This window comes from Exiguobacterium sp. R-39, assembly GCF_049942815.1.
GTDB lineage: Bacteria > Bacillota > Bacilli > Exiguobacteriales > Exiguobacteriaceae > Exiguobacterium_A.
In genome coordinates this window covers 132456-157104 of sequence record NZ_CP187965.1, presented here as the reverse complement: position 1 = coordinate 157104, position 24649 = coordinate 132456, and the positions used below count along the sequence as shown (strand labels likewise).

Below are 24649 nucleotides of genomic sequence, written 5' to 3'. Positions count from 1 at the left end.
GTTGATTTAATTGGCTTGAACCGATGTCCGGGGAATCGCTTTGAGCGTGATATCCATATGATCCGGACGAAGAACGTCGAACGCTTTTGACGTCTGATATGAAATCGGTAAGCCGTGTGTACCTTCTTTTAAGCCGGTCACATCAATGACCGCTTTAATATCTGTTGCATCAATCGATTCAAGATCCGCTTCACTTCCACGGACGACGAGATCAATCGTCTGTTCGTAATCAATCGTATACTTCGACTCATCGAATCCGTTTAATGTCACCATCACACCGGAAATTGTTTTTTCTGCCCGATCCTCGACAGTTTCTGTCGTCGCTTTGGCATTTTCCTTCTCGACGACGATGCTGACTGTAATCGAAGTTGGTTCCATTGCTGTCACGTTGTCAGGCTCAATCAGTTTGATCGTCCGATCGACCGTCTTCGTTAATCCTTTTAAGGAAACGGGTTCCGTCGAAACGGAACCGATCCGCGACAACTCTTCTTTTGTTCCATACAATCGGGCTTCTGTCGTAACGGGAACAATCTTGACGACTTTGTAGCCTTTCTTGACAGTATCTTTGGTTTCGACGTTAATCGGAACGGTTTTACTTTCTTTATAGACTGGAACTGTGACTTCCAGTTGTTCCGGATCATAAGTAGCACTGATGGCATTTCCGTTCGCATCCGTTGCCTTGACGTTAAAGGACTCCGTAAACGTCTCAGCCCGGCCCGTCACATCAATCGGAACTTGGATTGCTGTGATCGCCTGAAGTTTTTCTGCCCCGCCAGTCACGGAGACCGTTTGACGGGTCGGCTGTGCTTCACCGACAACATATCCTTCTGCGATTTTATTTTTGTTCAGCAACGCCACTTGAACAGGAACTTCTTTCGTGACTTTTTTATCAAGGAACACTTCAATCGTTTCCTGTTTTGGTGTCACTTCGACATCTTTACCAAACCCGTCGGCAGATAGTCGTACGCGGTGATACCCTGGATCCAGCCCCGTCAAGTCAATCGACAGACCAAAGTCTTTAACGAGCCGAAGCATCGTCAAACTGCTCGATGGTCCTTTAACCGTCGTCTCGATGGTTTTTGGAATATTATAGGCGACCCACTGCGTTTCATCATAATTGACTGATACCGGTACGTCAAACTTTGCTGAGCCTTGACCGGCAATCGGCAACAGGCTCGCCGCATCACTTTTGACGGTCGAATTGGTTCCTGCCACCATCAGGTAGAGCATGACGGCAAGCAAAACCGCAACGATGCGGAGAAACCAGCGTTCATTGAACCATTTTTCGAACATTATTTTTTCGCCCCCATCCAATTCAAGAAGGAAGTATTCGTCGGTTCGGCTTTGACAATCGTCTCCAGTAACTTCGTCCGGAGTGATGCTTCATCAAGCTCCCGGTACAAACGACCATTGATGGCAAGGGAAACACCACCTGTTTCTTCCGATACAACCAGTGTGACGCTGTCCGTCACTTCGCTGACACCGATTGCTGCCCGGTGACGCGTCCCGAGATCCTTTGAGATATGTGCACTCTCAGAAAGCGGCAGGTAACAAGCAGCAGCTGCCAGTTTCCCTTGTTGGACGATGACCGCTCCATCATGCAGTGGTGTATTCGGAATAAAAAGATTGATCAATAACTGGCTCGTAATTTGTGATCCGAGCGGAATGCCCGTCTCAACATATTCACTGAGACCCGTTTCCCGCTCAATCGTAACGAGTGCTCCAATCCGGCGTTTGGACATGTATTGAGCAGATGTCACGAGCGCATCGACGATCCGGACTTGTTCATCTTCGTCACTGATGGCACTCCGCGAAAAGAATTTACTCGTTCGACCGAGATGTTCCAGCCCCCGGCGTAACTCTGGCTGGAAAATGATGATAATCCCGAGCAGACCGTACGTGATGATTTGGTTCAGCAGAAATTGTAACGTCTTCAGTCCGAAGAATCCGCTTAAGAACCAGCTGATCAAAATGACCGAAATCCCTTTGATCAATTGAACTGCTTTTGTGCCTTTGACAATGATCATCAGACGGTAAATGACGAATGTCACGACCGCGATATCAATCACATCATTAATATAATCGTACCAATGTACGTTTTCTCCCAGTTTCAACAATTGAAATTGAAGTGGTTGCCAGTTGAAGTAATTCACCAACCGTGCCCCCTATCTCATCTGATTTAAACAGCTTTCATTATAGCACAAAGGGACGAGTTAGACTCGTCCCACTTGACTCATTCAAAGATTCGTTTAATTCCGTACCAGACCCGTTCAAAGAGTTGATCAATTTGTTTGATTTCGCCTGTGACGTTCCCGGCACTCGCGGTATATGCTTTTCCGTCGACGGTCATCACGTCTCCGTTGACCTTGCCTTCAATCCGGACATTTCCGCCTTCGACATAAAGATCCTGGTTGACGGTAACGCCTTCCGGTACAACGACTTCGCCGTTCTCTGCCACGATTCCCGGTACATTCGTATACGATAAGTCATGTTCTTCCTGTGTCAGGTAGCCGCCAAGACTGCCGACAGACAGTAACATGAAAATCGAAGCTGCAGCAAGCAACGGGTACTGCTTCATTTTCCCGCCAAAACGGGATGTTTTCCTAAGCGGAGTCACATTCGGTTGGTCCACCTGTTCGGGCAATTGTGCCAGCACGCGGGATGTAAAATCCGCCGAAAGCTTGGGTGCTGAAAGCGCGCGTAACTCTGCATCGAGGAGCCGATACTCTTCGAACTCGTCCATCGCATTCGCTTCCCGTAACTCCGCTTCAAGTCGTTTGAAGTCTTCTGGAGGTTGGTTTTGGTCTAAATAATCCTGTATCCGTTCATACACTTTTTCTCGTGTCATGGTGAGTGCCTCCTTCTCATCTCATCGTTTGCCGAAATGCTTTTTCAGCGCTTCGCGTCCCCGATGAATTCTGGTTTTAACTGTAGCGACGGGTAAATCGATCATCTCACTGATTTCTTTGAGTGAAAGATCTTCAATGTATTTCAAAACAAGTGGAACCCGGTATTTTTCCGGCAAGCCGGCGATCGCCTCTCCCACATCTTGTCGTTGTTCCGAATCAATGACTTGATCCTCCGGCAACTGATCCTTGCTTTCGAGCTGGGAATACAACGTTAGTCCTTCAGTCCCTGACATCTCAGCGTCAAGGGAATAATCCGGACGTTTCTTACGGAGCCGGTCAATCGAAACATTCGTCACGATCCGATATAACCAAGTCCGGAACTTCCACTGGGCATTATACGATTCAATTTTTGTAAAGACGCGGATGAAGGCTTCTTGTGTAGCATCTTCTGCTTCCATTCGATCCCGTAAGACACGGAAGGCGACTAAAAAAGCCCCTTCTTTATATAGATCAACAAGTGCCGCGAATGCATCACGGTCTCCCTGCTTCACTCGCTCAATCAAGCGTAGTGTTGTTTCTTCCACTTTAAATACCCCCCGCTCTATGCGGTCAATCTCTTATACGGAGTCGACCAACAAATGTTTCATCTCAATTTGAATTGTAACAAAAAAAACTTGAACCCTGACGAAAAGAGTTCAAGTTCTATCCATTATTTTACTAAACGATGGGTCCGCATATACTGGAGCAAGTTTCCAATCAACTCATTTGCAAGAATCGCTGTCCCGTTTCCTTCTTCGAGCAATGGATTCACTTCTACGAATTCTGCCGCGATGAACTCGTCCTGCTCTGCACAATGACGTAGGACCGTCTGCGCATCGTCGAGCATAATTCCGTCTGCGACCCGTGTCCCGGTTCCTTCGACAAGGCTTGGATCGAGCCCGTCCATGTCGAAACTGAGATAAAACGCATCCGTGGTTTCTTTTAAATAGGCAACTGCTTCTTCCATGATGGCATCCATCCCGCGTGTCCGAATCGCTTCCATATCATAGACACGAATACCAAGACGGTCAATCAGTTCCTGTTCTCCTGCATCCACATCGCGTAAACCGATAAAGACGAGGTGTTCCGGTTGCAGTTTGACCTCACTGCCGCCGATCTCCGTTAACCGCTGATGTCCTTCCCCTAACGCGACAGCAAGCGGCATTCCATGAATGTTACCAGATGGAGAAGTCTCAGGTGTATTCAAGTCCCCGTGTGCATCAAACCAGATGACACCGAGACGCGGTACGACTTGCCGCAGACCGGCGATCGTTCCGATTGCCATGCTGTGATCCCCTCCGACGAGTAACGGAAAACGTTGCTCTGTCAGCGCCTCACGTACAAGTAAGTGCAAATCGTTTGTCGTATGGACAACGCCTTCCAGACGTTTCAGCTGCGGATCTTCTTCCCGGACAGCATCTTCAGACAAAACAGCCGCTTCCCCATAGCGAACTGCTTCTTGTCCGTGTACTGCCAATGTTTCGAGTAGTCCTGCTTGTTCAACAGCAGCTGGTCCTTGCTCTGTCCCCGGTTTTCCTTGACCATAACGATACGGTACGCTGATATATGCAATGTTCATCGACGTGTTCCCCTTTACTTAGTAAGTTGCCTTAATTGTAAGCGGTAACAATACGGTGGTTCAACTCAACACGATGACGCATGATTATACAAGATCAGACGACAAAAAAGCACTGTGAGAGTTTCTCACAGTGCTTTCGCGTACGTACATGAATTGCAGGCATTTCAAGTATAAAAAAACTTAAGACGAACGAAACTCGCTTAAGATCTTTAAGCAAAATTTGGTGGAGCCTAGCGGGATCGAACCGCTGACCTCCTGCGTGCAAGGCAGGCGCTCTCCCAGCTGAGCTAAGGCCCCAAAAACATAAAAAGCGGAAGACGGGATTCGAACCCGCGACCCCGACCTTGGCAAGGTCGTATTCTACCACTGAACTACTTCCGCAAAATATGAGCCATGCAGGATTCGAACCTGCGACCCTCTGATTAAAAGTCAGATGCTCTACCAACTGAGCTAATGGCTCGACATGGTGGGGGGGGGCGGATTCGAACCGCCGAACCCGAGGGAGCGGATTTACAGTCCGCCGCGTTTAGCCACTTCGCTACCCCCCCAGTTTGTCTAGGAACTATACAATTAAAAAAACAGTGCCGGCAACAGGAGTCGAACCCGCGACCTACTGATTACAAGTCAGTTGCTCTACCAGCTGAGCTACACCGGCAAAAAAATAAAAATGGTGACCCGTACGGGAATCGAACCCGTGATACCGCCGTGAAAGGGCGGTGTCTTAACCGCTTGACCAACGGGCCATTGGCTCCGCAAGTAGGATTTGAACCTACGACCTACCGGTTAACAGCCGGTTGCTCTACCACTGAGCTATTGCGGAATAAATAAAAAGAATTGCCTGGCAACGTCCTATCCTCACAGGGGGAAGCCCCCAACTACTTTCGGCGTTCAAGTGCTTAACTTCCGTGTTCGGCATGGGAACGGGTGTGACCACTTGGCTATCGTCACCAGACGACGGGCTCGCGCCCTCAAAACTGAAGTCATCAACAATGCATCTGCTAGAACAAGGCCTCGACCGATTAGTATCACTCAGCTCCGCATGTCGCCATGCTTCCACCCGTGACCTATCTACCTCATCGTCTCTGAGGGGTCTTTCTTGATTACTCAAAGGGAAATCTCATCTTGGAGGGGGCTTCATGCTTAGATGCTTTCAGCATTTATCCCGTCCGCACGTAGCTACCCAGCGATGCTCCTGGCGGAACAACTGGTACACCAGCGGTGCGTCCATCCCGGTCCTCTCGTACTAAGGACAGCTCTCCTCAAATTTCCTGCGCCCACGACGGATAGGGACCGAACTGTCTCACGACGTTCTGAACCCAGCTCGCGTACCGCTTTAATGGGCGAACAGCCCAACCCTTGGGACCTACTCCAGCCCCAGGATGCGATGAGCCGACATCGAGGTGCCAAACCTCCCCGTCGATGTGGACTCTTGGGGGAGATCAGCCTGTTATCCCCAGGGTAGCTTTTATCCGTTGAGCGATGGCCCTTCCATGCGGAACCACCGGATCACTAAGCCCGACTTTCGTCCCTGCTCGACTTGTAGGTCTCGCAGTCAAGCTCCCTTCTGCCTTTGCGCTCTACGAATGATTTCCAACCATTCTGAGGGAACCTTTGGGCGCCTCCGTTACTGTTTAGGAGGCGACCGCCCCAGTCAAACTACCCGCCTGACACGGTCCTCCAGCCGGATGACGGCTGCGAGTTAGAGACTCTATGCATGAAGGGCGGTATCCCAAGGGTGACTCCTCCGAAGCTGGCGCTCCGGTCTCGACGTCTCCCGCCTATCCTGTACATCATGCACAAAGCCTCAATATCAGGCTGTAGTAAAGCTCCATGGGGTCTTTCCGTCCTGTCGCGGGTAACCTGCATCTTCACAGGTACTATGATTTCACCGGGTCTCTCGTTGAGACAGTGCCCAAATCGTTACGCCTTTCGTGCGGGTCGGAACTTACCCGACAAGGAATTTCGCTACCTTAGGACCGTTATAGTTACGGCCGCCGTTTACTGGGGCTTCGGTTCAAAGCTTCGCTTGCGCTAACCCATCCCCTTAACCTTCCAGCACCGGGCAGGCGTCAGCCCCTATACGTCATCTTGCGATTTAGCAGAGACCTGTGTTTTTGCTAAACAGTCGTTTGGGCCTATTCACTGCGGCTCTACTCATGTAGAGCGTCCCTTCTCCCGAAGTTACGGGACCATTTTGCCGAGTTCCTTAACGAGAGTTATCCCGCGCGTCTTAGAATTCTCATCCCGCCTACCTGTGTCGGTTTACGGTACTGGCACCTTCCACCTCACTAGAGGCTTTTCTTGGCAGTGTGAAATCGTGACCTTCGTCCCTACGGGACTCCGCATCGTTCCTCGACTTTGGTGCCTGACGGATTTGCCAATCAGACGGTCTCGAAACTTACACATGCACTTCCATCCGCATGCGTCACTATCCTCCTGCGTCCCCCCATTGTTCAAACGGTGGATCGGTGGTACAGGAATATCAACCTGTTATCCATCGCCTACGCCTTTCGGCCTCGGCTTAGGTCCAGACTAACCCTGAGCGGACGAGCCTTCCTCAGGAAACCTTGGGCTTTCGACGGAGGGGATTCTCACCCCTCTTTTCGCTACTCACACCGGCATTCTCACTTCCAAACGCTCCACTGCTCCTTACGGTACAGCTTCACAGCGGTTTGGAACGCTCCCCTACCATTCCTTACGGAATCCGCAGCTTCGGTGGTATGTTTAGCCCCGTTACATTTTCGGCGCGGCGCCACTCGACTAGTGAGCTATTACGCACTCTTTGAATGGTGGCTGCTTCTAAGCCAACATCCTAGCTGTCTAGGCAGCGCCACATCCTTTTCCACTTAACATACACTTTGGGACCTTAGCTGGCGGTCTGGGCTGTTTCCCTCTTGACTACGGATCTTATCACTCGCAGTCTGACTCCCGAGTATAAGTTGCCGGCATTCGGAGTTTAACTGAATTCGGTAACCCTGTGGGGGCCCCTAGTCCAATCAGTGCTCTACCTCCGGAACTCTCAACCTCGAGGCTAGCCCTAAAGCTATTTCGGGGAGAACCAGCTATCTCCAGGTTCGATTGGCATTTCACCGCTACCCACACCTCATCCCCGCACTTTTCAACGTGCGTGGGTTCGGACCTCCAGTCAGTGTTACCTGACCTTCATCCTGGACATGGGTAGATCACCTGGTTTCGGGTCTACGACAACGCACTATGGCGCCCTATTCAGACTCGCTTTCGCTACGGCTCCGCCTCATCAGCTTAACCTCGCGCGCTATCGTAACTCGCCGGTTCATTCTACAAAAGGCACGCCATCACCCATTAACGGGCTCTGACTACTTGTAGGCATACGGTTTCAGGATCTATTTCACTCCCCTTCCGGGGTGCTTTTCACCTTTCCCTCACGGTACTGGTTCACTATCGGTCACTAGGGAGTATTTAGCCTTGGGAGATGGTCCTCCCGGATTCCGACGGGGTTTCACGTGTCCCGCCGTACTCAGGATCCACTCTGGAGGGAAAACAGTTTCAGCTACAGGGCTGTCACCTTCTTCGGCCGACCTTTCCAGGTCGTTCACCTACTGTCTTCCTTTTTGACTCCGTATAGAGTGTCCTACAACCCCGGAGAGCATGCTCTCCGGTTTGGGCTGTTCCCGTTTCGCTCGCCGCTACTCAGGGAATCGCATTTGCTTTCTCTTCCTCCGGGTACTTAGATGTTTCAGTTCCCCGGGTCTGCCTCACGCTACACTATGTATTCATGTAACATGTCCCATCCCATTACGGATGGTGGGTTCCCCCATTCGGAAATCCTCGGATCAAAGCATACTTACTGCTCCCCGAAGCATATCGCTGTTCGTCGCGTCCTTCATCGGCTCCTAGTGCCAAGGCATCCACCGTACGCCCTTCATACCTTGATCTAGCATTTTGGTATTCTAAGAACACACGTCTAATGACATGGTTATAAAAAATTTGATGTCTTGTTGATGTCTTCAGTTTTCAAGGTGCGAGTGCCTTCTCCGTCAGGAAAAGACAAATGGAGCCTAGCGGGATCGAACCGCTGACCTCCTGCGTGCAAGGCAGGCGCTCTCCCAGCTGAGCTAAGGCCCCATGAGATTATAAAATTGAATGGTGGGCCTAAGTGGACTCGAACCACCGACCTCACGCTTATCAGGCGTGCGCTCTAACCAGCTGAGCTATAGGCCCATTCAAAATGGGTTGTTCAATTGAGAGATCGGACTCTCAAAACTGAACGATGGGCATGTCCCGTAAGGGACGTTTTCCTTAGAAAGGAGGTGATCCAGCCGCACCTTCCGATACGGCTACCTTGTTACGACTTCACCCCAATCATCTACCCCACCTTCGACGGCTGGCTCCTTGCGGTTACCTCACCGGCTTCGGGTGTTGCAAACTCTCGTGGTGTGACGGGCGGTGTGTACAAGACCCGGGAACGTATTCACCGCAGTATGCTGACCTGCGATTACTAGCGATTCCGACTTCATGCAGGCGAGTTGCAGCCTGCAATCCGAACTGGGAACGGCTTTCTGGGATTGGCTCCACCTCGCGGTCTCGCTGCCCTTTGTACCGTCCATTGTAGCACGTGTGTAGCCCAACTCATAAGGGGCATGATGATTTGACGTCATCCCCACCTTCCTCCGGTTTGTCACCGGCAGTCTCCCTAGAGTGCCCAACTAAATGCTGGCAACTAAGGATAGGGGTTGCGCTCGTTGCGGGACTTAACCCAACATCTCACGACACGAGCTGACGACAACCATGCACCACCTGTCACCCTTGTCCCCGAAGGGAAAACTTGATCTCTCAAGCGGTCAAGGGGATGTCAAGAGTTGGTAAGGTTCTTCGCGTTGCTTCGAATTAAACCACATGCTCCACCGCTTGTGCGGGTCCCCGTCAATTCCTTTGAGTTTCAGCCTTGCGGCCGTACTCCCCAGGCGGAGTGCTTAATGCGTTAGCTTCAGCACTGAGGGGCGGAAACCCCCCAACACCTAGCACTCATCGTTTACGGCGTGGACTACCAGGGTATCTAATCCTGTTTGCTCCCCACGCTTTCGCGCCTCAGCGTCAGTTACAGACCAAAGAGTCGCCTTCGCCACTGGTGTTCCTCCACATCTCTACGCATTTCACCGCTACACATGGAATTCCACTCTTCTCTTCTGTACTCAAGCCTTCCAGTTTCCAATGACCCTCCCCGGTTGAGCCGGGGGCTTTCACATCAGACTTAAAAGGCCGCCTGCGCGCGCTTTACGCCCAATAATTCCGGACAACGCTTGCCACCTACGTATTACCGCGGCTGCTGGCACGTAGTTAGCCGTGGCTTTCTCGCAAGGTACCGTCAAGGTACGAGCATTACCTCTCGTACTTGTTCTTCCCTTACAACAGAGTTTTACGATCCGAAAACCTTCATCACTCACGCGGCGTTGCTCCATCAGACTTTCGTCCATTGTGGAAGATTCCCTACTGCTGCCTCCCGTAGGAGTCTGGGCCGTGTCTCAGTCCCAGTGTGGCCGATCACCCTCTCAGGTCGGCTATGCATCGTCGCCTTGGTGGGCCATTACCCCACCAACTAGCTAATGCACCGCAAGGCCATCCCAAGGTGACGCCGGAGCGCCTTTCATCATCAGACCATGCGGTCTGAAGAACTATTCGGTATTAGCTCCGATTTCTCGGAGTTATCCCAATCCTTGGGGCAGGTTCCTTACGTGTTACTCACCCGTCCGCCGCTCATTCCCTTCACTTCCCTCCGAAGAGTTCCGTGAGCTTCCTGCGCTCGACTTGCATGTATTAGGCACGCCGCCAGCGTTCGTCCTGAGCCAGGATCAAACTCTCCATAAAGTGTTTGACTTGCTCGTTGTGTGACCGAAGTCACGTTGACGAAGCTTGCGCTTCATTCATTGTTTGTATCCGAAGATACGTTTTTTTGCCTCATCGTTCAGTTTTCAAAGTCCGATATGTCGTTTGACGACTTTTAAATCTTACAGTAAAGTATTAACTGGTGTCAATAACTTTTTTCGTAAGTTTTTTTCGTTTTCGACGTGTCCGTGTGGCGTGTGCCTCAGCGACATGTATTAATATATCAACTCTTGTTTTTTTCGTCAACTGTTTTTCTAAAAAAATATTAAAAAAAGACGGACGCCGCTCTAACCGGATCAAACGGTAGAACGGCGCCCTTTCTTTTACGCTCTTTTGCCAGACGCAGCATTAGCTGAATTTGGTTTTTCTTGCAGTCGATGCAACATCAGAATTTGATAGGCGTTACAAACAAGTAATGTGGCAAGCGCTGCCCACAACATTCGCTTGTCTTGTGTCGCCTGGAGAGCTGGCACCCATTCAATCAACGTGATGACTGTCATCAAAAAGAGTGTCGGCACGAATGCCGTGAAGTTTGTCTCGCGTGCTTTCGTCCGAGCGACAAAAAATGCGATGAGCAATAAGACAACCATCTCTCCAATATAGAGGTTCGTTTTTTCAAATCCGAAAGCAAGTCCCCGAAGATAGATCCCGTCGAATAACGCAAAGGCGATTAAGACGATTTGGACCCGGTCCCATAGCTTAGCTCCCCGGAAAATATCAAGTCCGACCCGGTGGAGGATCAGATACGAAAAGAATCCCATCAAACTGATGGCTGTCCATGTACTGCTGTAGGCCAAGGCCGTGACATATCCGCTGATCGATTGGTTACGGACATATCCTGGTTCAGCGACCAGGTTAAACACGAAGCCGGCGAGCGTTCCGATCAGGAGCGTCATCCAAAACAGCTTCAAAAATCCTCTAGTCTTCATTCATTATCCCTCTACTTTTTCGATGACACGCGCTGCGAGTTCATTATAGTGTGTTTCAAATGGATGGTCGTCACGGTAAATCGACGGTGCAAAGTCCGTGTCATTTGCATACGGCTGTCCAAGTGGAATCTTAGCTAGAATATCTGTTTTTAACGCTTCTGACAACTTCTCTCCGCCGCCTGAACCAAACACATACTCTTTTTCGCCGGTTACCTTGCTCTCGAAATAGGCCATATTCTCAATGATTCCGAGCAAACGATGATTTGTTTTGATTGCCATTGCCCCTGCACGTGCAGCAACGAATGCCGCAGTTGCATGCGGTGTCGTGACGATCAGTTCCTGACAGCTCGGTAACATCGAATGAATATCGAGTGCTACGTCGCCTGTGCCCGGCGGTAAATCAAGCAGTAAATAATCCAGTTCGCCCCACTCGACGTCAGAGAAGAAGTTGTTTAACATCTTTCCGAGCATCGGACCACGCCAGATGACAGGTGCATTGTCTTCGACGAAGAAGCCCATCGAGATGACTTTCACACCGAATCGTTCAGGTGGAACAATCCGGTCGTTGACGACAGTCGGACGGGTTTCGATCCCCATCATGTCAGGTACACTGAATCCGTAGATATCCGCGTCAATCAATCCGACTTTTTTTCCTGCCCGGGCGAGCGCAACTGCCAAGTTGACGGAAACCGTCGATTTTCCGACGCCGCCTTTACCGGAAGCAATCGCGATGAATGTCGTGCCCGACTCCGGTTTAAGAATCGATGGTGTCGTCGCAGCCTGGATCCCGTGGTCACCGAGCGCCTCGAAACGTAAGCCGACCGTCTTGAATCCTTTTTCTTTCAACTCTTTGACGATCTGTTGCTGTAAGGCAAGCTGTTCGCCGGATCCTGCCTGCGCCAGTGCGATTTTGAGACTGACATAGTCTCCTTTGATTCGGACATCACGAATCCCGTTCGTATCTGTAAGCGAGCGTTCAATCGTCGGATCGATCAATTGCCCGACCACCTCGCGAATTTCTTGTTCATTCAACATAGTGCCTTCCCCCTGAGAACGTTCGATTTAATCCATTTCAGTATAACAAAAATAAGATAGCGCTTGCACATTTCGACTCGGAAAGCATGACATTTCCTTGAAGACTCGTAAGGAAGATACCCGAAAGATGAAAAAAAGAGATCCTCCTCTTCACAACTGCAAAAAGGGAACCTCTACACGGTTAAAACATCCGATTCCATGTTGCGGGTCCGACGACACCATCGACCGCTAATCCTTGACGTGCTTGATAGGCACGTACTTTATCGACGGTCTCCGCATCAAAACGTTTCGTGACAGTTGCCTTGACTGCCCGCTGAATCCGTTCGATGTCCCGACTGTTCATATTGACCGCTCCTTTATAGAGCGGTTGTCCCGGATAAGGTACTAAGACATCCGTTGTCGTTTTATTCAGCTCAAAGTGCGGGTAGTCTTTAAATCCACTCCAGTCTCCGCCCCAGGAGAAACCTTGCCGCTTCATCGCCTGGACGATTTGCTGAAAGTTGGCATCGGTATTAAAGATGGCTTCCGTCCCGTACATGGAGTATTGAAACAGATCAACGGCAATCCCCCGGTTATGATTCGATTGTCCCCCACGGGCGTTCGTCACAATCGCGCCCGGAGTTGTCCGTCCTTGTGCATACAACTTCTCCTGCTCGGCGTAGGACCGGAATCCTTGCGCCACCCCGACATAAATGCCTTTGACATGAAGTTCACGGATGACTTGTCGTGTCTTTCGGGCAACTTCCGGTGAAAGTCCCGGAACATTCAGTTTCTGGTTGGCTCGTTCTATTAACCAACTGACTGATACAGTCATCGTTCACCACACTCCTTTGTAGACTGTTCCCGAAAACGGATTGCAGTATACTTGACGAAGGCTTGTTTCACTCATTATTCGGAAAAAGGAGTTTTTTGATGAAAAAAAATTTCGTCTTCGCGGGCGGCTTGACCGTTCTCTTACATATCGGTTATGCGATCTACTTTTATACAGTGCATGAAGCGAACGCGACTTATCAGCCCACCCTTCCTAAAAATAGCACCGTGCTAAGTCAGGATACGTCCTTCGTCGGGAAAGTCGGTTCACAAACAGAGTCCGATCCCAGCTCTTTTTTTCAGGACCTGTTCTTGTGGAGCATCCCGCTGACCTTCATTAGTTTGATGGTACTTCTATTCTTCATTCAAAACATACAACGTCGTACATCTTGAACAATAGACCGCTTTTGACCATTTCCGGTCGAGAAGCGGTTTTTTAACAAAAAAAATCTCCCACCCGTAAGGATGAGAGATAAAACGATTAACGTTTTGAGAACTGAGGTGCACGACGTGCTGCTTTAAGACCGTATTTTTTACGTTCTTTCATACGAGCATCGCGTGTGAGGAAACCTTTAGCTTTAAGTGTGCCACGGAAGTCTGGATCCGCTTGAAGAAGAGCACGTGAGATACCGTGACGGATTGCGCCTGCTTGACCAGTGAAGCCGCCGCCTTTAACCGTTACCATGATATCGTATTTGCCTTCTGTTTCTGTGAGTACAAGTGGTTCTTTTGCAGTCATGATTAATGTTTCATAACCGAAGTATTCGCTGATATCGCGCCCGTTAACTGTGACTTTACCGTCTCCAGCAACGAGGAAAACGCGAGCTGCCGCGTGTTTACGGCGACCAGTGCCGTAGTAACGTACATCTGCCATCGTGTAGTTCCTCCTAAATTCGTATTAACCGCGAAGTTCGTAAACTTCTGGTTGTTGTGCTTCTTGCTTATGAGTATCTCCAGCGTAAACGTGGAGTTTGTTGAACATTTGACGACCGAGGCTACCTTTTGGAAGCATCCCTTTGATCGCGAGTTCAAGCATACGCTCAGGTTTGTTAGCGAGTAAGTCGCGTGCGACAGTCTGCTTCAAGCCGCCTGGATGACCAGAGTGACGGTAGTAGACCTTTTTGTCGAGTTTGTTACCAGTTAAAACGATTTTCTCAACGTTGATGAGGATAACGTGATCCCCACAGTCAACGTGTGGTGTGAACGTAGGTTTGTGCTTACCGCGGAGAAGTGAAGCCACTTCGCTCGAAAGACGACCGAGTGTTTTGCCTTCTGCGTCGATAAGGAGCCATTTGCGTTCTACATCAGTAGCTTTCGCCATGAAAGTTGTGCGCATGTAAAATACCTCCTAAGGAATTTAAAAATTTCTTTTTTGATTTTTCATTTATTCACTGTTTGAATCTATCAGAATCTTAGGTGTACGGGGCTAAGATTGTGGTTTCATAATAAATGAAATGCCAATAAACATTGTATGTTTTTTAGCGGCTAATGTCAAATGCCTTTTTTAGACTCTGGGTAGAAAACTTCCCAAAGGTATAACCCGTGCGGTGGTGCCGTCACACCAGCGACGTTTCGATCCTTCGCTTCGAGCATTCGTTTGATGTCTTCCGGAGTAAATCGACCGCGTCCGACATCAAGCAACGTGCCGACCATGATCCGAATCTGATTGTAGAGAAAACCGCTTCCCTGAAAACGGAAAATCAACTCTGCTCCTTGTTCAATCAGTTCCGCTTCATAAATCGTCCGAACACGATTGTCCGTCTCTGTCTTCGCGACACAGAACGAACTGAAGTCATGAGTCCCGACTAAATGCGCTAATCCCAGACGAATTTGCGCAACATCGAGTGAATACGGAATCAAGACGGATTGATGACGTCGAAACGCATCTTCCGTCCGGCGCACGAAGTACCGATACTCTTTCCCTACTACATCATACCTTGCTTCGAAGTCAGAAGCGACCTCTTTACAGTCACGAACCCGAATATCGTCCGGTAATAACGTATTTAGGGCCTTCACCATGCTTGCGGGTGCAATCGCCAGCTCCGTATCAAAATGAATGACCTGCCCCTGTGCGTGCACACGTGCATCTGTACGTCCGGAACCGATCACCTTGACCGGGTGCTTATGCATCCGTTCAAGCGTCTTCTCGAGGACTTCCTGAATCGTCAGACCGTTCGGTTGTACTTGATACCCGGAATAGTCCGTCCCGTCATACTGAATCGTACATTTAAAGCGTCGCATCAAAAGCCTCCCCGTAAATAGACCAGAAGCAGTCCGAGGACGATCAGAAGGACGATCAGCCCCGTATCGCGACCTGTCCATTTCGACTCACGGAGTCGTGTCCGTCCTTCGCCGCCCCGGTACCCCCGGGCTTCCATTGCCGTCGCAAGATCTTCTGCCCGTTTAAACGCCGAGATGAAGAGTGGAATCAGCAAAGGAATGATGGCCCGCAGGCGTTCTTTGATCGGACCCGCCGATAAATCGACACCGCGTGCCTGCTGTGCCTTCATGATCTTTTCCGTCTCTTCTGCCAATGTCGGCAGGAAACGAAGTGAAATGGACAACATCAAGGCAATCTCGTGCGTCGGGACACGGACGACTTTAAATGGTTTTAGTAACAACTCAATCGCATCCGTCAGTTCGATCGGTGACGTCGTCAACGTGACGAGTGTCGTAATCGATACCAAATAAAAGAACCGGAGCGATACGATGATGGCAAGGCGCAATCCTTCTTCATAAATCTTGAACCAGCCGAATTCAAACAAAATGGCCCCTTCACGCGTAAACAACAGCTGAATGATAAACGTAAAGACGATTAAGAATAAGATCGGTCGCAGCCCCTTCAAGACGTAACGGATCGGTAATTTACTACTAGCTAACGCCGAAAACGTAAACAGCAGTAAAAAAATATTCGTTGCCGCATTATTGGCTAAAAAGACAAGGGGAATGAAACAAAAGGCAAAAATGATTTTCGCGACGGCCGACGAACGATGTAAATACGACGTCCCTGGTATATGTTGTCCTACGATCATCGTCCGTCCCCCCGTACACGTAAAATCCATTCAATCAATTCCGCTTCCGTCTGAAGCGACGGACGTGGTTGCTTTAATTGATCGGCCATCTTCCAGGCAAACGCCAGAACGTGGGGTAGATCGAGATGGAATTGACGCAGTAACGTTTCTTGACGGAATAGACCCATTGGTTCTCCATCATATGCGACTTGTCCCTCTTCCATGACGACGACCCGGTTCGTATACTCAAGCACCTGGTCCATATCATGCGTAATCAACAACAAGGTCATCCCGGATTGTGCATGCAACTCAGCAAAGAGAGAAAGCATCTGCTTTCGTCCTTGCGGATCGAGTCCTGCTGTTGGTTCATCGACGATCAACACGTCTGGTTGACTAGCGAGTACGCCAGCAATCGCAACACGCCTCATTTGCCCACCAGACAGGTCAAACGGAGAACGTGACCAAAAGACTTCATCGAGTCCGACGGTACGTAAGGCGTCTTTCGCTAACCGTTCTGCCTCTGCCGGTGCGTGACCAAAGTTCATCGGACCAAACATGACATCTTTCAAGACGGTTTCTTCGAACAATTGATATTCCGGATACTGAAAGACAAGACCAACCCGTTTACGGAGCGCTTTTAAATCTTGTTTTCGTTTTGGTTCGATGATGATGTCATCGACCTGTACCTTACCGGCAGTTGGTTTCAACAAGCCGTTGATATGTTGGACGAGCGTGGATTTCCCGGAACCGGTATGCCCCACAAACGCAACAAGCGCCCCTGACGGAATCTCAAGATTCACATCACGCAGCGCGACTCGTTCAAACGGACTATTGAGTTGGTACGTATAGTTCAATTCCTGGATTAAGATTGGCATAAGCGGTTCACCAAGTCTCTTTCATCTAGTATCGTGTCCTCATAAGTAAGACCACGTGCCGAAAGTTGCTCCTGCACCCGGACGACAAATGGAACATCTAGTCCAATCTGCTCAAGAAACGCGGATTGTGCAAACACCTCTTGCGGTGTGCCTTCTAAAACGATTTGCCCTGCATCCATAACAATGACACGACTGGCCCGTAAGACTTCATCGAGTTCATGTGTAATGGCAACGACGGCCATCGGGTGTTGCTCATATAATTCCTGGACGGTCGACATAACCTCAGTTCGTGCAATCGGATCAAGCATCGATGTCGCTTCATCGAGCACGAGAACATCAGGGCGCATCGCAAGCGCCGAGGCGATTGCGACACGCTGCTTCTGTCCGCCGGATAGTTGATGGGGTTCCCGATCAACAAAATCCGTAAGGCCAACGCGCGCTAGACTGTCGTCGATACGACGAACCATTTCCTCGCGTGGCACACCCCAGTTTTCCAGGGCAAATGCCACGTCGTCGCGCACGGTCGTGCCAACGAATTGATTATCCGGATTCTGAAAGACGATACCGATTGCGCGGCGCATCTCCCACAGTTGCTCCGGCACTGCACTCGAGAATGTCTCGTTGACAGTGACCGTTCCTTCTTCAGGAAGCAACAATCCGTTAAACAGCTTCGTCAGCGTTGATTTTCCGGAGCCGTTGTGTCCAACGATTGCGACCCATTCCTGCGAATGAATCGAAAGAGAGACATTCCGTAAGGCTGGTTGTTCTTGTTCCGGGTAACGGTATGTCACCTGTTCCAACTCAATCAGCTTTGTCATGTCTGCTCCTCCTTCATCAAATCAAAATAATTTCATTTGTAACAAAAGGGCAGAAGCGAGTTACGCACTGCCCTTTTATTCGAATCATTTAAAAATTAAACGAGTTCGATGATGACCATTTCTGCGCCGTCACCACGACGTGGTCCCATTTTCATGATACGTGTGTAACCACCTTGACGCTCAGCAAAACGTGGAGCAACATCAGCAAACAATTTTTGGATTGCATCTTGTGTTTTACCAGCTTCGTTTTGACCAGCAGCTTCGCGACGAACGAACGATGCAACTTGACGACGAGCGTGGAGATCACCGCGTTTACCTAAAGTGATGAGTTTCTCAACGACTGGACGAAGTTCCTTCGCTTTTTGTTCTGTAGTTTGGATACGCTCATTGATGATGAGATCAGTCGCAAGGTCACGCAAAAGTGCCTTACGTTGTGAGCTTGTACGGCCTAATTTCGAGTATGCCATGGATGGATTCCCTCCTTCGTGCAATTAATAGTTTTAGTCTTCTTTACGTAGGCCCAGTCCGAGTTCATCGAGCTTCGCTTGAACTTCTTCGAGTGATTTACGTCCGAGGTTACGAACTTTCATCATCTCGTCTTCGCTCTTGTTCGCGAGTTCTTGAACCGTATTGATGCCGGCACGTTTCAAACAGTTGTACGAACGAACTGAAAGATCGAGTTCTTCGATCGTCATTTCAAGTACTTTTTCTTTCTGATCTTCTTCCTTTTCGACCATGATTTCGGCATGGAGCGCTTCGTCTGTAAGACCAACAAAGATGTTTAAGTGTTCTGTCATGATTTTTGCACCGAGTGACACTGCTTCTTCCGGGCGGATTGAACCGTCCGTCCAAACATCAAGCGTCAACTTATCGAAGCTCGCATCTTGACCAACACGTGTTTTTTCAACTTGATAGTTTACACGTTGAATTGGCGTGTAAATCGAATCAATTGGAATGACGCCGATTGGCATATCGTCCCGTTTGTTATCTTCAGCCTGAACGTAACCACGGCCACGACGAGCTGTCAGACGCATATGAAGTGATGCACCTTCTGCAAGTGTTGCAATGTGGAGTTCTGGGTTGAGGATTTCGACGTCGCTGTCATGCGTAATGTTCGCAGCAGTAACAACGCCGGCGCCTTGAATATCGATCTCAAGTGTTTTCTCTTCTTCCGAGTAAACTTTGAGGGCGAGTTTCTTAAGGTTCAAGATGATTTGGGTAACGTCTTCTACAACGCCATCAATCGTCGAGAACTCATGAAGAACGCCATCGATTTGGACTGCAGTGACTGCAGCACCCGGAAGTGAAGATAATAGGATACGACGCAATGAGTTACCAAGCGTTGTACCGAATCCACGTTCAAGCGGTTCTACCACGAATTTACCAAACGTAGCGTTATCGCTTAATTCGACCGTTTCAATCTTCGGCTTTTCGATTTCGATCATCTGAACCCCTCCTTGAATATCGTCATGTTGGCCATCGCGTTCAATCGCCAACCGTCTTGTGTACGTTTCTACTGCCTTGCTTGGTCAAACGATCAACGAAAGTCTACTCGAATTCCCGCTTTGCAGTACAAGACGGGTTACACGCGACGACGTTTTGGAGGGCGGCAACCGTTGTGTGGAACTGGAGTTACGTCACGGATCGCTGTTACTTCAAGACCGATTGCTTGGAGCGCACGGATTGCAGCTTCACGACCTGCACCAGGACCTTTAACGTTAACTTCTACAGTACGCATACCGTTATCCATTGCTGTTTTCGCAGCAGTTTCAGAAGCGAGTTGCGCAGCAAATGGAGTTGATTTACGTGAGCCTTTGAAGCCCATGTTACCTGCAGTTGCCCAAGAGATTGCATTCCCTTGCATGTCAGTGATCGTAACGATTGTGTTGTTGAATGTTGAACGGATATGCACGATACCAGATTCAATATTCTTTTTGACTTTACGTTTACTACGAACATTCTGTTTACGTTTTGCCATCTTAGTTTACCCTCCCTTACTTCTTCTTGTTCGCTACTGTACGGCGTGGGCCTTTACGAGTACGCGAGTTGTTTTTAGTGTTTTGACCACGAACTGGAAGACCACGACGGTGACGAACACCACGGTAGCAACCGATTTCGATCAAACGTTTGATGTTGAGTGAGATTTCACGACGAAGGTCACCCTCAACTTTTACTTTATCTAATCCATCACGGAGTTGGTTGAGTTGTTCTTCAGTCAATTCACGAGTACGAGTATCTTCAGAGATACCAGCTTCTTTCAAGACTTTCTGAGCAGTCGTTTTACCAACACCATAGATGTAAGTGAGTGAGATAACGATGCGTTTCTCACGTGGAATATCTACACCAGCAATACGTGCCATGTGTGCACCTCCTTGTTTATTACCCTTGTTTTTGTTTATGCTTAGGGTTTTCGCAAATAACCATTACTTTGCCTTTACGGCGGATAACTTTACATTTTTCACAGATCGGTTTAACCGAAGGTCTTACTTTCATTGTGAATACCTCCTCCTGAAAAAATCGGAGTTTTTATTTGAAACGGTATGTGATCCGTCCGCGAGTCAAGTCGTATGGTGACAACTCAACCGTTACTTTATCTCCTGGTAGGATCCGAATGAAGTGCATCCGAATTTTTCCTGAGACGTGCGCGAGGACCGTGTGGCCGTTTTCTAACTCCACCTTAAACATCGCGTTTGGAAGCGGTTCGATAACCGTACCTTCCACTTCGATTACATCTTGTTTCGCCATCAATTATACCCCTTTCTCTATAAAGTTGATTGGGAGCCCAGACGATTTGTAGCGCTTAGGGGCTTTCTACAGTAGCCGTGAGAGAATCATCGGTCACAAACACGAGTGGATAGCGGCTTATAGAAAGGTGACACCAATAACGCGCACAGCTCACTCTGCATCGACCGTTAAGATCTCGTAGCCTTCGTCTGTGATGGCGATGGTGTGCTCAAAGTGGGCGCACATGCTACCGTCCACTGTCACTACCGTCCAATTGTCGGATAGTGTGCGAACATAGCGTTTTCCAACATTGACCATTGGCTCAATCGCCAAAGTCATGCCGGTTTTCAGGCGCGGCCCTTTCCCCGGTGGTCCATAATGTGGAATTTGCGGATCTTCATGCAAATTTTGTCCCACGCCGTGGCCCACATATTCGCGGACTACAGAAAAATTCGCTGCTTCAACATGTGACTGAATCGCATGCGAAATATCTGTCAGGTGCACGCCAGCTTTGGCGCGCTCCAATCCTTTATACAGAGATTCTTCAGTTACGTCAAGTAACCGCTTCGTCTCTTCAGAGATTGTACCTACCGGATATGTCCAGGCTGAATCTCCGTGATATCCGTTATACTCCGCCCCGATATCAATCGAGATGATGTCTCCATCGTGGAGTACGCGGTCACCCGGAATACCATGGACAAGTTCTTCATTTACTGAAGCACAGATGCTGCCAGTAAACCCATTATAACCTTTAAACGATGGTGTTGCCCCTTGACTTCGAATATAACGTTCAGCAATCGCATCGAGTTGCCCCGTTGTGATCCCTGGACGAATATGAGCTTGCAGCTCCTTATGCGTCCGGGCGACGATTTGTCCTGCCTGACGCATGATGTCGATTTCACGCGGCGCTTTCGTAATGATCATTACTGATCACCAAGAAGTGCTTGAACATCGGAATAAACTTCATTAATCGGACGATCACCGTCCAAATTACGAAGATACCCTTTTTCAGCGTAAAAGTCAATCAAAGGTTGCGCTTGAGCGACGTTGACTTCAAGACGACGGCGAACCGTTTCTTCTTGATCATCTTCACGTTGAACAAGTGCTGATCCGTCGATATCACAGACACCCTCCACTTTTGGCGGGTTATAGATGACGTGATACGTTGCTCCACATGTCGGGCAAATCCGGCGGCCTGTCAAACGAGGGACAAGTTTCTCCGGGTTCACACCGATGTGAACGACGTGATCGATTTGTTTATTTAGATCCGCAAGCAATACTTCAAGAGCATCCGCTTGTTTCACTGTGCGTGGGAAACCGTCAAGAAGAAAACCATTTGCACAGTCTTCTTTGGCGAGACGTTCACGTACGATGCCGATTGTGACTTCATCCGGAACGAGTTCCCCTTTATCCATGTACGATTTCGCTTCCTGCCCGAGCGGTGTTTGATCTTTGATCGCCGCGCGGAACATGTCGCCTGTCGAGATGTGTGGAATGGCGTAGTCTTCGATAATTTTCGCAGCCTGCGTCCCTTTTCCAGCACCCGGCAAGCCCATCAATACAAGATTCATGTCGGTAGCCTCCACTTCTATAGACTCTATAGACACAACAGAAAGGAAAGGGATGGTCCCCTTCCTCCCGCCTTATCGGATAAAGCCTTTGTAGTGTCGTTTAACCAGTTGACTTTCAATCTGTTTCATCGTCTCAAGACCTACACCGATGACGATCAACAAGCTTGTTCCACCAATCTGCACCGAGTTCGGTAAACCAGCGAACTTAATAAAGAACGTTGGCGTCACCGCGATGACAGCGAGGAAGAGTGAGCCGAAGAATGTCAGACGGTACAGGATCTTCGTGATGTACTGTTCCGTTTGCTTACCAGGACGAATACCAGGAATGTACCCGCCTTGCTTTTGAAGGTTCTCTGCCATTTGTTCCGGATTAACCTGAACAAATGTATAGAAGTAAGAAAACGCGATGATCAGTGCCACATAGATCGACATACCGATTGGACTCGTATAGTCGAAAATGTCACGGATCTTCGTCGCATTTTCCGGACTTGCAAAGAAACTTGCAACCGTTGGTGGCGTCACCATGAACGATACAGCGAAGATAACTGGGATAACACCAGCAGCATTCAGTTTAATCGGCAAGTGTGTCGATTGACCGCCTACTGGTGCACGGTTCACCGTACGCTTAGCGTACTGGATCGGAATCTTACGGGCAGCTTGCTGCACATAGATGACTCCGACGATGACCGCGATGATGATTAAAAGCAACAGTACGATATAAAGCACATTGACAAACAAAGCATCCCCTGCATTTTGGAGCTTTGTTTCATAGATCTGACGGAACGCGTTCGGGAAGCCTGCGACAATCCCAGCGAAGATGATCATTGATATCCCGTTACCAATGCCCTTCTCCGTGATGAGTTCACCGAGGAACATCAAGAATGCGGTACCCGCCGTCAAAACAAGTGCAATCATAACGTACGTCCAGGTGCCGTATTGCTCATCGACAAGACCTGGGTAGATACGGTTAAATCCAAGCGCGATTCCAAACGCTTGGACTAAGCCGAGTACGATCGTTCCATAGCGCGTTACCGTTGCTAACTTCTTACGGCCCGCCTCTCCTTGTTTTGCCCATTCGGCAAACTTTGGAACAACGTCCATCTGTAAGAGTTGGACAACGATCGAGGCCGTGATATACGGCATGATTCCCATCGCAAAGAGTGAGAAATTCTGCAAAGCATTCCCGCCGAAGGAATTCAAGAAACCAAGAATACCATTCTGGTCAATCTTGAATACTTCAGTGTTTACCATTGGGACCGGGATATGTGCTCCGATACGGAACACGATAATCAGAGCCAGGGTAAAGAGAATGCGCCGACGAATGTCGGCTACGCGCCACATATTGGAGATCGCTTGAAACATTAGATCACCTCAACCGTACCGCCGGCAGCTTCGATCGCTTGCTTCGCAGCTTCGGAGAACTTGTGAGCTTTTACTGTCAGTTTCTTTTCAATCTTACCGTTAGAAAGGATCTTCACGCCATCCTTCATACCTTTGACTGCGCGAGTCTCGATAAGAAGTTCTGGTGTTACTTCCGTTCCATCTTCAAAACGGTTAAGTGTGTCAAGGTTGATAACCGCGAACTCTTTACGAGTCGGGTTGTTGAAGCCGCGTTTTGGTAAACGACGGAAAAGTGGGTTTTGTCCACCTTCGAAACCTGGACGAACACCACCGCCTGAACGAGCTTTTTGACCTTTGTGACCACGGCCAGAAGTCTTACCGTTACCAGAAGACATACCGCGACCTACACGGTTGCGTTCTGAACGTGAACCAGCAGCTGGTTTCAATTCATGGAGTTTCATAGTGGGGCACCTCCTCATAAAATTATATCAAACGTATTACTCTTGAATTTCTTTAACTGTCAATAAGTGTGACACGTGGTTAATCATCCCACGCATAGCAGCGTTGTCAGGTACGACAACAGTTTGGTGCATCTTACGGAGACCAAGCGTACGAGTAGTAACGCGTTGGTTCTCCGGACGACCGATCATGCTGCGTGTGAGGGTAACTGCGAGTTTCGCCATCTGTATTCCCTCCCTTTCTTAACCGCGAAGTTCTTCGACGGTTTTACCGCGGAGTTTCGCAACGTCTTCAGCACGTTTAAGTGAAGTGAGACCTTTAACAGTCGCACGAACCATGTTGATTGGAGTGCTTGATCCAAGTGATTTCGAAAGAATGTCGTTGATTCCCGCTAATTCGAGAACCGCACGAACTGGGCCACCAGCGATGACTCCAGTACCTTCAGAAGCAGGTTTCAAGAAGACGTGACCTGCACCGAAAATTCCGTTGATTTCGTGTGGAATTGTAGTGTTAACGATTGGAACATTAACCATGTTTTTCTTTGCATCTTCGATTGCTTTACGGATCGCTTCAGGCACTTCCTGAGCTTTACCCGTACCGAAACCTACGTGACCATTCTTGTCACCTACGACGACGAGTGCAGCAAAACGGAAGCGACGGCCACCTTTTACTACTTTCGCGACGCGGTTTACAGTAACAACGCGTTCTTCGAGTTGATCCATGTTAATTTCTAACTGGCGCATGTAG

General features: G+C 49.1%; 27 protein-coding genes, 9 tRNA genes and 3 rRNA genes. 1 reads left to right on the top strand and 38 read right to left on the bottom strand.

Going from position 1 to position 24649, the window contains the following annotated elements; all coding sequences use genetic code 11:
- Positions 1–6: 6 nt before the first annotated feature.
- The 20 genes from ACP26N_RS00950 to ACP26N_RS00855 form a co-directional block, all read right to left on the bottom strand.
- Entirely contained in the window at positions 7–1293 is a 1287-nt protein-coding gene (locus ACP26N_RS00950; RefSeq protein ID WP_426354448.1) for a CdaR family protein, read from the bottom strand.
- A complete protein-coding gene (gene cdaA, locus ACP26N_RS00945; RefSeq protein WP_119923844.1) occupies positions 1293–2153 on the bottom strand; it encodes a diadenylate cyclase CdaA in 861 nt (286 codons plus the stop codon). Before cdaA ends, ACP26N_RS00950 begins: the two co-directional genes overlap by 1 nt.
- An 80-nt stretch (positions 2154–2233) precedes the next feature.
- Positions 2234–2848 carry an anti-sigma factor gene (locus ACP26N_RS00940; protein ID WP_114597232.1) on the bottom strand — a complete coding sequence of 205 codons (615 nt, stop codon included), beginning with the start codon at positions 2846–2848 and terminating at the stop codon, positions 2234–2236.
- Between the two features lie 21 nt (positions 2849–2869).
- Entirely contained in the window at positions 2870–3433 is a 564-nt protein-coding gene (gene sigW, locus ACP26N_RS00935; RefSeq protein WP_026829608.1) for an RNA polymerase sigma factor SigW, read from the bottom strand.
- Between the two features lie 125 nt (positions 3434–3558).
- Positions 3559–4467: an arginase gene (gene rocF, locus ACP26N_RS00930; RefSeq protein WP_131503189.1), complete on the bottom strand. Its 909-nt coding sequence runs from the start codon at positions 4465–4467 to the stop codon at positions 3559–3561.
- Between the two features lie 221 nt (positions 4468–4688).
- A tRNA-Ala gene (locus tag ACP26N_RS00925) sits at positions 4689–4764 on the bottom strand.
- A gap of 12 nt (positions 4765–4776) precedes the next feature.
- Positions 4777–4848, bottom strand: a tRNA-Gly gene (locus tag ACP26N_RS00920).
- Positions 4849–4854: 6 nt separating this feature from the next.
- Positions 4855–4927 (bottom strand) — tRNA-Lys (locus ACP26N_RS00915).
- A 4-nt stretch (positions 4928–4931) separates the two neighbouring features.
- Positions 4932–5015: transfer RNA gene (locus ACP26N_RS00910), tRNA-Tyr, on the bottom strand.
- Positions 5016–5049: 34 nt separating this feature from the next.
- Positions 5050–5122 (bottom strand) — tRNA-Thr (locus ACP26N_RS00905).
- A 13-nt stretch (positions 5123–5135) separates the two neighbouring features.
- Positions 5136–5210, bottom strand: a tRNA-Glu gene (locus tag ACP26N_RS00900).
- A gap of 2 nt (positions 5211–5212) precedes the next feature.
- A tRNA-Asn gene (locus ACP26N_RS00895) sits at positions 5213–5287 on the bottom strand.
- Between the two features lie 16 nt (positions 5288–5303).
- Positions 5304–5419 (bottom strand): 5S ribosomal RNA (rrf, locus tag ACP26N_RS00890).
- Between the two features lie 47 nt (positions 5420–5466).
- Positions 5467–8381 (bottom strand): 23S ribosomal RNA (locus ACP26N_RS00885).
- Positions 8382–8498: 117 nt separating this feature from the next.
- Positions 8499–8571, bottom strand: a tRNA-Ala gene (locus tag ACP26N_RS00880).
- 19 nt (positions 8572–8590) lie between these two features.
- Positions 8591–8667: transfer RNA gene (locus tag ACP26N_RS00875), tRNA-Ile, on the bottom strand.
- A gap of 82 nt (positions 8668–8749) precedes the next feature.
- A 16S ribosomal RNA gene (locus ACP26N_RS00870) occupies positions 8750–10311 on the bottom strand.
- Together the 16S, 23S and 5S rRNA genes with 9 tRNA genes alongside form the textbook arrangement of a ribosomal RNA operon.
- Positions 10312–10652: 341 nt before the next feature.
- Positions 10653–11258 (bottom strand): KinB-signaling pathway activation protein, encoded by a 606-nt coding sequence (locus tag ACP26N_RS00865; protein WP_026826929.1) that lies wholly within the window; start codon positions 11256–11258, stop codon positions 10653–10655.
- A 3-nt stretch (positions 11259–11261) separates the two neighbouring features.
- Complete coding sequence (locus ACP26N_RS00860; protein WP_131504442.1) at positions 11262–12293, bottom strand: P-loop NTPase; 1032 nt, start codon at positions 12291–12293, stop codon at positions 11262–11264.
- A gap of 181 nt (positions 12294–12474) precedes the next feature.
- A complete protein-coding gene (locus tag ACP26N_RS00855; RefSeq protein WP_426354443.1) occupies positions 12475–13107 on the bottom strand; it encodes a M15 family metallopeptidase in 633 nt (210 codons plus the stop codon).
- Between the two features lie 98 nt (positions 13108–13205).
- Here ACP26N_RS00855 and ACP26N_RS00850 point away from each other — a divergent pair, with 98 nt between their 5' ends.
- Positions 13206–13496, top strand: a complete 291-nt coding sequence (locus ACP26N_RS00850) for a hypothetical protein (protein WP_131973664.1) — start codon at positions 13206–13208, stop codon at positions 13494–13496.
- Positions 13497–13584: 88 nt separating this feature from the next.
- Here the strand turns inward: ACP26N_RS00850 and rpsI are convergent, their stop codons facing one another.
- The 18 genes from rpsI to rpsE form a co-directional block, all read right to left on the bottom strand.
- A complete protein-coding gene (rpsI, locus tag ACP26N_RS00845) occupies positions 13585–13977 on the bottom strand; it encodes a 30S ribosomal protein S9 (RefSeq protein ID WP_012369042.1) in 393 nt (130 codons plus the stop codon).
- Between the two features lie 24 nt (positions 13978–14001).
- The gene (gene rplM, locus ACP26N_RS00840; protein WP_012369041.1) at positions 14002–14439 is read right to left on the bottom strand and encodes a 50S ribosomal protein L13; all 438 of its coding nucleotides are present in this window, start codon (positions 14437–14439) and stop codon (positions 14002–14004) included.
- A gap of 155 nt (positions 14440–14594) precedes the next feature.
- On the bottom strand, positions 14595–15344 hold the full coding sequence (gene truA, locus ACP26N_RS00835; RefSeq protein ID WP_214855947.1) for a tRNA pseudouridine(38-40) synthase TruA: 750 nt from the start codon (positions 15342–15344) through the stop codon (positions 14595–14597).
- A complete protein-coding gene (locus tag ACP26N_RS00830) occupies positions 15344–16135 on the bottom strand; it encodes an energy-coupling factor transporter transmembrane component T family protein (RefSeq protein ID WP_214855944.1) in 792 nt (263 codons plus the stop codon). The genes truA and ACP26N_RS00830 overlap by 1 nt, the downstream gene beginning before the upstream one ends.
- Entirely contained in the window at positions 16132–16989 is an 858-nt protein-coding gene (locus ACP26N_RS00825; RefSeq protein ID WP_214855941.1) for an energy-coupling factor transporter ATPase, read from the bottom strand. The genes ACP26N_RS00830 and ACP26N_RS00825 overlap by 4 nt, the downstream gene beginning before the upstream one ends.
- Complete coding sequence (locus ACP26N_RS00820; protein WP_026826922.1) at positions 16977–17807, bottom strand: energy-coupling factor ABC transporter ATP-binding protein; 831 nt, start codon at positions 17805–17807, stop codon at positions 16977–16979. Before ACP26N_RS00820 ends, ACP26N_RS00825 begins: the two co-directional genes overlap by 13 nt.
- 95 nt (positions 17808–17902) lie before the next feature.
- Complete coding sequence (gene rplQ, locus ACP26N_RS00815; protein WP_012369036.1) at positions 17903–18274, bottom strand: 50S ribosomal protein L17; 372 nt, start codon at positions 18272–18274, stop codon at positions 17903–17905.
- Positions 18275–18307: 33 nt separating this feature from the next.
- Positions 18308–19252 (bottom strand): DNA-directed RNA polymerase subunit alpha, encoded by a 945-nt coding sequence (locus tag ACP26N_RS00810; protein ID WP_012369035.1) that lies wholly within the window; start codon positions 19250–19252, stop codon positions 18308–18310.
- A gap of 137 nt (positions 19253–19389) precedes the next feature.
- Entirely contained in the window at positions 19390–19785 is a 396-nt protein-coding gene (gene rpsK, locus ACP26N_RS00805) for a 30S ribosomal protein S11 (protein ID WP_012369034.1), read from the bottom strand.
- A 16-nt stretch (positions 19786–19801) separates the two neighbouring features.
- The gene (rpsM, locus tag ACP26N_RS00800; RefSeq protein WP_012369033.1) at positions 19802–20167 is read right to left on the bottom strand and encodes a 30S ribosomal protein S13; all 366 of its coding nucleotides are present in this window, start codon (positions 20165–20167) and stop codon (positions 19802–19804) included.
- Between the two features lie 19 nt (positions 20168–20186).
- Positions 20187–20300, bottom strand: a complete 114-nt coding sequence (gene rpmJ / locus ACP26N_RS00795; protein WP_003156543.1) for a 50S ribosomal protein L36 — start codon at positions 20298–20300, stop codon at positions 20187–20189.
- Positions 20301–20333: 33 nt separating this feature from the next.
- Positions 20334–20552, bottom strand: coding sequence for a translation initiation factor IF-1 (gene infA / locus ACP26N_RS00790; RefSeq protein WP_012369032.1), 219 nt, complete (start codon positions 20550–20552; stop codon positions 20334–20336).
- 150 nt (positions 20553–20702) lie between these two features.
- Positions 20703–21455 (bottom strand): type I methionyl aminopeptidase, encoded by a 753-nt coding sequence (map, locus tag ACP26N_RS00785; RefSeq protein ID WP_114597367.1) that lies wholly within the window; start codon positions 21453–21455, stop codon positions 20703–20705.
- Positions 21455–22102, bottom strand: a complete 648-nt coding sequence (locus ACP26N_RS00780) for an adenylate kinase (protein WP_026826920.1) — start codon at positions 22100–22102, stop codon at positions 21455–21457. Before ACP26N_RS00780 ends, map begins: the two co-directional genes overlap by 1 nt.
- 72 nt (positions 22103–22174) lie before the next feature.
- Positions 22175–23464, bottom strand: a complete 1290-nt coding sequence (gene secY / locus ACP26N_RS00775; protein ID WP_012369029.1) for a preprotein translocase subunit SecY — start codon at positions 23462–23464, stop codon at positions 22175–22177.
- Positions 23464–23904, bottom strand: a complete 441-nt coding sequence (rplO, locus tag ACP26N_RS00770) for a 50S ribosomal protein L15 (protein ID WP_012369028.1) — start codon at positions 23902–23904, stop codon at positions 23464–23466. The genes secY and rplO overlap by 1 nt, the downstream gene beginning before the upstream one ends.
- Before the next feature lie 36 nt (positions 23905–23940).
- Positions 23941–24126 (bottom strand): 50S ribosomal protein L30, encoded by a 186-nt coding sequence (rpmD, locus tag ACP26N_RS00765; RefSeq protein ID WP_012369027.1) that lies wholly within the window; start codon positions 24124–24126, stop codon positions 23941–23943.
- An 18-nt stretch (positions 24127–24144) separates the two neighbouring features.
- Positions 24145–24645 carry a 30S ribosomal protein S5 gene (gene rpsE, locus ACP26N_RS00760; protein WP_012369026.1) on the bottom strand — a complete coding sequence of 167 codons (501 nt, stop codon included), beginning with the start codon at positions 24643–24645 and terminating at the stop codon, positions 24145–24147.
- Positions 24646–24649 lie beyond the last annotated feature (4 nt).